This window comes from Pseudomonas sp. NPDC089534 (genome assembly GCF_044749305.1).
In the GTDB taxonomy this organism is placed as follows: domain Bacteria; phylum Pseudomonadota; class Gammaproteobacteria; order Pseudomonadales; family Pseudomonadaceae; genus Aquipseudomonas; species Aquipseudomonas ekonensis.
The window spans coordinates 53,415-60,150 of record NZ_JBIVHR010000031.1 but is presented as its reverse complement, the minus strand read 5'-3'; the positions used below and the strand labels follow the sequence as shown (position 1 = coordinate 60,150).

7 protein-coding genes are annotated in these 6,736 nt (G+C 63.7%); 3 read left to right on the top strand and 4 right to left on the bottom strand.

What is annotated here, in order from left to right; all coding sequences use genetic code 11:
* On the bottom strand, positions 1 to 727 hold a 727-nt coding region (dapA, locus tag ACIP0B_RS12420; protein WP_400832217.1), incomplete at its 3' end, for a 4-hydroxy-tetrahydrodipicolinate synthase.
* A 328-nt stretch (positions 728 to 1,055) separates the two neighbouring features.
* On the opposite strand from dapA, the gene ACIP0B_RS12415 reads away from it, so the two are divergent.
* Positions 1,056 to 1,616, top strand: a complete 561-nt coding sequence (locus ACIP0B_RS12415) for a glycine cleavage system protein R (protein ID WP_400832216.1) — start codon at positions 1,056 to 1,058, stop codon at positions 1,614 to 1,616.
* Positions 1,617 to 1,629: 13 nt separating this feature from the next.
* Positions 1,630 to 2,103 (top strand): peroxiredoxin, encoded by a 474-nt coding sequence (locus tag ACIP0B_RS12410; protein ID WP_400832214.1) that lies wholly within the window; start codon positions 1,630 to 1,632, stop codon positions 2,101 to 2,103.
* A gap of 107 nt (positions 2,104 to 2,210) precedes the next feature.
* Here the strand turns inward: ACIP0B_RS12410 and ACIP0B_RS12405 are convergent, their stop codons facing one another.
* Positions 2,211 to 3,281 (bottom strand): AI-2E family transporter, encoded by a 1,071-nt coding sequence (locus ACIP0B_RS12405; RefSeq protein WP_400832213.1) that lies wholly within the window; start codon positions 3,279 to 3,281, stop codon positions 2,211 to 2,213.
* 32 nt (positions 3,282 to 3,313) lie between these two features.
* Positions 3,314 to 3,553: a sulfurtransferase TusA family protein gene (locus tag ACIP0B_RS12400; protein ID WP_085585119.1), complete on the bottom strand. Its 240-nt coding sequence runs from the start codon at positions 3,551 to 3,553 to the stop codon at positions 3,314 to 3,316.
* A 98-nt stretch (positions 3,554 to 3,651) separates the two neighbouring features.
* On the opposite strand from ACIP0B_RS12400, the gene ACIP0B_RS12395 reads away from it, so the two are divergent.
* Complete coding sequence (locus ACIP0B_RS12395; protein ID WP_400832212.1) at positions 3,652 to 5,085, top strand: M48 family metalloprotease; 1,434 nt, start codon at positions 3,652 to 3,654, stop codon at positions 5,083 to 5,085.
* An 81-nt stretch (positions 5,086 to 5,166) separates the two neighbouring features.
* Here ACIP0B_RS12395 and ACIP0B_RS12390 read toward each other — a convergent pair whose 3' ends face one another.
* On the bottom strand, positions 5,167 to 6,597 hold the full coding sequence (locus tag ACIP0B_RS12390) for a DegQ family serine endoprotease (protein WP_400832211.1): 1,431 nt from the start codon (positions 6,595 to 6,597) through the stop codon (positions 5,167 to 5,169).
* Positions 6,598 to 6,736: the final 139 nt, after the last annotated feature.

The window sequence follows — 6,736 nt, the reverse complement described above, 5'->3', positions numbered from 1 at the left end:
GGTCCTTGTGCAGCGGCATCAGTTTTTCGTTGATGGCCCGTGCGGTCTCGGCGTCGCCTTTCAGGGCGGCCTCGCACAGGTCGGCCATTTCGCGCGGGGCGACGTTGGCGGTGACGGAGATGTTGCCCTTGCCGCCCATCAGGATCAGCTCGACAGCGGTCGGATCATCGCCGGACAGCACGATGAAGTCCTCGCTCACGCCGTCGAGGATCGCCTTGGCGCGCTTCAGGTCGCCGGTGGCTTCCTTGATGCCGATGATGTTCGGCACGGTGGAGAGGCGGATCACGGTCTCGGCCTGCATGTCGCAGGAGGTGCGGCCGGGAACGTTGTAGAGGATCTGCGGGATGTCGACGGCTTCGGCGATGTGCTTGAAGTGCTGGTACAGGCCTTCCTGGGTCGGCTTGTTGTAGTACGGCACTACCAGCAGGCAGGCGTCGGCGCCGGCCTCTTTGGCGTTGCGGGTCAGTTCGACGGCTTCGCGGGTCGAGTTGGCGCCGGTGCCGGCGATGACCGGGATGCGGCCGGCGACCTGTTTGACCACGGCTTTGATGACGGCGATGTGTTCTTCGACATCAAGGGTCGCCGACTCGCCGGTGGTGCCGACCGCGACAATGGCATGGGTGCCGTTCTTGAGGTGGAAGTCCACGAGTTTGCTGAGGCTGTCCCAGTCTAGACGCCCTTGTGCATCCATGGGTGTGACCAGTGCCACCATACTGCCCGCAATCATGAAACCGCTCCTGCCGGAAAAAGAGAGCGGTAATGGTACTGGCGCCAACATGCTTGCACAAGCGAAGTACTGCGCTGCCGCCATTCCCCTTGGCGCCGCTTTTCGCTACCCTTCAGGCTTTGATCGGTACAGATCGGCTCGCATGCCGGGTTCCAGCCTCCCGAATCGGCCCTCCGGGCCCCGTTCCAGCGTTGCCGCCGCACGCTCCCGCCACCGCGGAAGCCATCGGGGCACGTTGCCGGGGCTTGCGCACAGGCCTGTTCAGGCACTTCCCGACACTGGATGCCGCTCCAACCCTACCGACCGCTCATCGCTTTAGGAACGCTGCATGTCCACCCCCACAGTTCGCGAACAATTCCTTGTCATCAGTGCCCTCGGCGCCAACCCCATGGAGCTGACCAACGTCCTGTGCCGCGCCAGCCATGAAAACCGCTGCGCCGTCGTCACCTCGCGCCTGACCCGCCACGGCGAGTGCAGCGCGCTGGTGCTCGAGATCTCGGGGAGCTGGGACGGCCTGGCCCGCCTCGAAAGCAGCCTGCCGGTTCTGGCCAAGCGCCACGCCTTCACCGTCAACGTGGTGCGCAGCGCCGCCCTGGAAAACCGCCCGCAGGCCTTGCCGTACGTGGCCTACGTCAGCTCGGCCTACCGCTCCGACATCATCAGCGAGCTGTGCCAGTTCTTCGTCGACCACAACATCGACCTGGAAAACCTGACCTGCGACACCTACCAGGCCCCGCAGACCGGCGGCACCATGCTCAACGCCACGTTCACCGTGACCCTGCCGGCCGGCACCCAGATCAGCTGGCTGCGCGACCAGTTCCTGGACTTCGCCGACGCGATGAACCTGGACGCGCTGATCGAACCGTGGCGCCCACAGAACCCAATGTAAGAAGGAAGCTTTCATGGCCGTTGCGATCGACCAACCGGTTGCCGATTTCGAAGCCCCCGCCACCAGCGGGAAAACCGTCAGCCTCGCCGGCCTCAAGGGCAAGCAGGTGGTGATCTACTTCTATCCGAAGGACAGCACCCCCGGCTGCACCACCGAGGGCCAGGGCTTTCGCGACCAATACGCCGCATTCCAGGCCGCCGACACGGAAATCTTCGGGGTGTCCCGCGACGGCCTGAAGTCCCACGAAAACTTCAAGTGCAAGCAGGAATTCCCGTTCGAGCTGATCAGCGACAAGGACGAGGCCGTCTGCCAGCTGTTCGACGTGATCAAGCTGAAGAAGCTCTACGGCAAGGAATACATGGGCGTGGATCGCAGCACGTTCCTCATCGACAAGAACGGCGTGCTGCGTCAGGAATGGCGTGGCGTGAAGGTGCCGGGGCATGTCGATGCGGTTCTGGCGGCGGCGCAAGCCCTGAACAAGGCTTGATGCCTTTGCGGGCAGGCCCGCTTCCACATTGGATTGATCTGCACGACACATCCCCTGTGGGAGCGAGCCTGCTCGCGATGAAGCCCTGAGCCCCACCGCAACACGCCCTACAGCAGCGGCGCCACCACCGGCTCCTTGCGCGGCCAGGCATCCAGCACAGCCTTGAACAGCGTCGCCAGGGGAATCGCGAAGAACACGCCCCAGAACCCCCACAACCCGCCGAACAGCAGCACCGCGCAGATGATCGCCACCGGGTGCAGGTTGACCGCCTCGGAAAACAGCAACGGCACCAGCACGTTGCCATCCAGGGTCTGGATGATTCCGTACACCGCCATCAGATAGATGAACTGGTCGCTCCAGCCCCACTGGAACAACGCGATCAGCAGCACCGGCACGGTCACCACCACCGCCCCGACATACGGCACCACCACCGACACGCCCACCAGCAACGCCAGCAGCGCGGCGTAGTTGAGCCCCAGCGCAACGAAGGCGATGTACGTCACGCCGCCGCAGATCACGATCTCGATGACCTTGCCGCGAATGTAGTTGGCGATCTGCCGGTTCATTTCCTGGGCGACCCGGGTGATCAGCGCCCGCTCCCGCGGCAAATAGCCGCGCACCCATTCGCCGATCATCGCCCGGTCCTTGAGGAAGAAGAACACCAGGATCGGCACCAGCACCAGATAGATCATGACGTTCACCAGCAGCGGCAGGCTCGACAGCGAGAACGTCAGCGCCCACTGGCCGAACTTGCCGATCTCGCCCCGCGCCGCCTCGATGGCCTGCAGCACCTGCTCGTCGGACACCAGGTGCGGGTAGCGCTCCGGCAACAGCAGCAACAGCGACTGCCATTTGGCGAGCATCCCCGGCAATTCGTTGAACAGCGTGATCAACTGATGCCAGAGCAGCGGCAGCACCACCACGATGAACACCATCAGCACGCCCATGAACAGCGCGAACACCAGCCCCACCGCCGCACCGCCGGGCATGCGCAGCCGCTCGAGGGTGACCACCAGCCCTTGCATCAGGTAAGCCAGCACCATCCCCGCCAGCACCGGCGCAAGCATGCCGCCCAAGGTGAGCACCGCCGTGAAGGCGAGAAACAGCAGCACCGCCAGCACCACCGCCTCTTCATCGGAAAAGTAGCGCTGAATCCAGTCGCGTAACACTTTGAACATCAATATTCCTTAGGTCTTGAACGCTGTCGGTTTCAGGCTTTTTTCAACCAGTAACGGTAGACGCCCGCCTCGTCTTCTTCGCGCAGCAGCGTATGACCGGCCAATTTGGCAAAGGTGCGGAAATCGCGCTGCGAACCCGCGTCCGTGGCGATCACCTTGAGCACCGCGCCGCTGGGCAGCTTGTTGAGCTCCATCTTGGCCTTGAGCAACGGCAACGGGCAATTCAGTCCGCTGGCGTCCAGTTCGCGGTCATGGGCTACAGCGTCGTTCATGGAGCACTCCGGATCAGGTGGGTCAGGCCGCCTAGAATATCTGGTCGCAGGCCCGGTGTCCGGCTACAGTAAGGTCTTTGTCGACTAAGGCTTTGTGCATGACTTTTCTGCGCCCTACCCTGCTGACGCTCGCTTGCCTGCTCGCCTCTCCGGGCTTCGCCGACGATCTGCCGTCACTCGGTGATGCCAGCTCTGCCATTGTCTCGCCGCAACAGGAATACCAGCTGGGCCGCGCCTGGCTGGCCCTGCTGCGCAGCCAGGTTTCCCAACTGAACGATCCGCAGCTCAAGGACTACGTCGAGTCCAGCGTCTATAAACTGGTGGAGACCAGCCAGGTCAGCGACCGGCGCCTGGAGTTCATCCTGATCAACAGCCCGCAGCTCAACGCCTTCGCCGCACCCGGCGGCGTGGTCGGGGTCAACGGCGGCCTGTTCCTCAACGCGCAGACCGAAGGCGAGTACGCCTCGGTGCTGGCCCACGAATTGGCGCATTTGTCCCAACGCCACTTCGCCCGGGGCGTCGAAGCCTCCCAGCGGATGCAGGTGCCGATGATGGCCGCCCTGCTGGCCGGGATCGTGATCGCGGCCGCCGGCGGCGGGGATGCCGGGATCGCGACCATCGCCGGCACACAGGCGGCGGCGATCCAGTCGCAGCGCACCTTCTCGCGCCAGAACGAGCAGGAAGCCGACCGCATCGGCATCCTCAACCTGGAAAAGGCCGGCTACGACCCGCGCTCGATGCCGACGATGTTCGAACGCCTCATGCGCCAATACCGCTTCGACGCCAAACCGCCGGAATTCCTGCTGACCCACCCGGTCACCGAATCGCGGATCGCCGACACCCGCAACCGCGCCGAACAGGCCAAGCCCGGCGGCATCGAGGACAGCCTGCGCTATCAGCTGATCCGCGCCCGCGTGCAACTGATCTACGAAGAGACCCCGGGGCTGGGCGCCAAGCGCTTCCGCGCGCAGCTGGATGAAAACCCGAAGAACGACGTGGCCCGCTACGGGCTGGCCATTGCCCAGATCAAGGGCGGCCAGCTGAACGAAGCGCGGGAAAACCTCAAGCCGTTGCTGGCCAAGTCACCGAACGAACTGATCTACAACCTGGCCCAGGTCGATCTGGACATCACCAACAACCGCCTGCCCGACGCCCAGTCACGGGTCGACCGGCTGCTCACGCAGTATCCCGGCAACTACCCGCTGAACCAGGTGCGGGTCGACCTGCTGCTCAAGCAGAACCGCGCCGCCGATGCGGAGAAGGCCCTGGACAGCCTGCTCAAATCGCGCCCGGACGATCCGGACGTGTGGTATCAGGTGGCCGAAACACGCGGCCTGTCCGGCAACATCATAGGCCTGCATCAGGCCCGCGCCGAATACTTCGCCCTGGTGGGCGATTACCGTCAGGCGATCCAGCAACTGGACTTCGCCAAGCGCAAGGCCGGCAACAACTTCCCGCTGTCGTCGCGCATCGATGCCCGCCAGCGCGAGCTGATGGAACAGGAGCGCATGATCAAGGACATGATGGGCTGAAACCGCCAGCCGACAACAAACTGCGGGCACAAAAAAACCGCCTCTTACGAGGCGGTTTCCTTTACTGGATCGACCAGCCGATCACTCGGCCAGCTTGAACGTGATGAAGCTGGCGCGTCCCTGACGCAGCACCCGCATCGACACCGAACGGTTCTTCGGCAGCGCCTTGGCGATCTCGGCGAACTCTTTGGCGGAGCCGATGGCCTGGTTGTTCAGGTGAGTGATGATGTCACCCGGCTGCAGGCCGATCAGCGCCGCAGGGCCGTCCTGGACTTCCTTGATGACCACGCCGCCCTTGAGGTCGTAGGTTTTCTTCTGCTCGGCGCTCAGCTCGCCGACCGACACGCCCAGGCGGTTGCTGGTGCTCTCGACACCGGACTTCGGCAGCACGTCCGTGTCCTTGTCCTCGTCAGGAATCGCACCGACGGTCAGCTCGACATTCTTGCGCTTGCCGTCGCGGATCACCTCCAGATTGGCCTTGGCACCCGCCTTCAGCGCACCCACCAGATGCGGCAGGTCGGCGGACATGACGATCGGCTGGCCGTTCATGCTCAGGATCACGTCGCCCACCTGCAGGCCGCCCTTGGCCGCCGGACCGTCATCCTGGATCTGGGCCACCAGCGCACCGGCCGGTTTATCCAGACCGAACGACTCGGCCAGATCCTTGTTCACTTCCTGGATGACCACGCCCAGCCAGCCGCGGCTCACCTTGCCACCGCTCTTGAGCTGGTTGGAGACGTCCATCGCCACGTCGATCGGGATGGCGAACGACACGCCCATGAAGCCGCCGGAGCGGGTGTAGATCTGCGAGTTGATGCCGACCACTTCACCGTTCAGGTTGAACAGCGGACCACCGGAGTTGCCCGGGTTGATCGGCACGTCGGTCTGGATGAACGGCACATAGTTTTCGTTCGGCAGGCTGCGGCCGACGGCGCTGACGATGCCTTGGGTCACGGTGTGGTCGAAGCCGAACGGCGAGCCGATCGCCACGACCCACTGGCCGGCCTTCAGGTCCTGGGACTTGCCGAGCTTGAGCACCGGCAGATCCTTGCCGTCGATTTTCAGCAGGGCCACGTCGGAGCGCGGGTCGGTGCCGATCAGCTTGGCTTTCATTTCGCTGCGGTCGGCGAGGCGGACGAGGATTTCGTCGGCGTCGGCGATCACATGGTTGTTGGTCAGGATGTAACCGTCGGACGAAATGATGAAACCCGAACCCAGCGACTGGGCTTCGCGCTGACGGTCGCCGCGGGGCGAACGCTGCTGCGGCGGCATGCCGCGCTCGAAGAACTCGCGCAGCATCGGCGGCAAGCCTTCCAGGTCAGGCATCTGCTGGCTCACCTTGCGGTCAGGCAGCTTCTGCGTGGTGCTGATGTTCACCACCGCAGGCGAGGCCTGTTCGACCAACTGGGTGAAATCAGGCAGCTCGGCCGCTTGCACGGCAGGCACGGCCTGACCGAGCACCAGCACTGTGGCGAGTATGGAGAGATAGGACTTCAAGCTAGGTATCGACATACAGCTCCCGTTACGACGAGCAGGGTTAAGCGATATGGAGCAAGGAACACCGGAAACTGCGGGCCGGCATTTTTGTTCCGGGAACGACAGACAAGGCCAGAGCCGAGAGGCTCTGACCTATAGAAAAAAATTGGGTGTT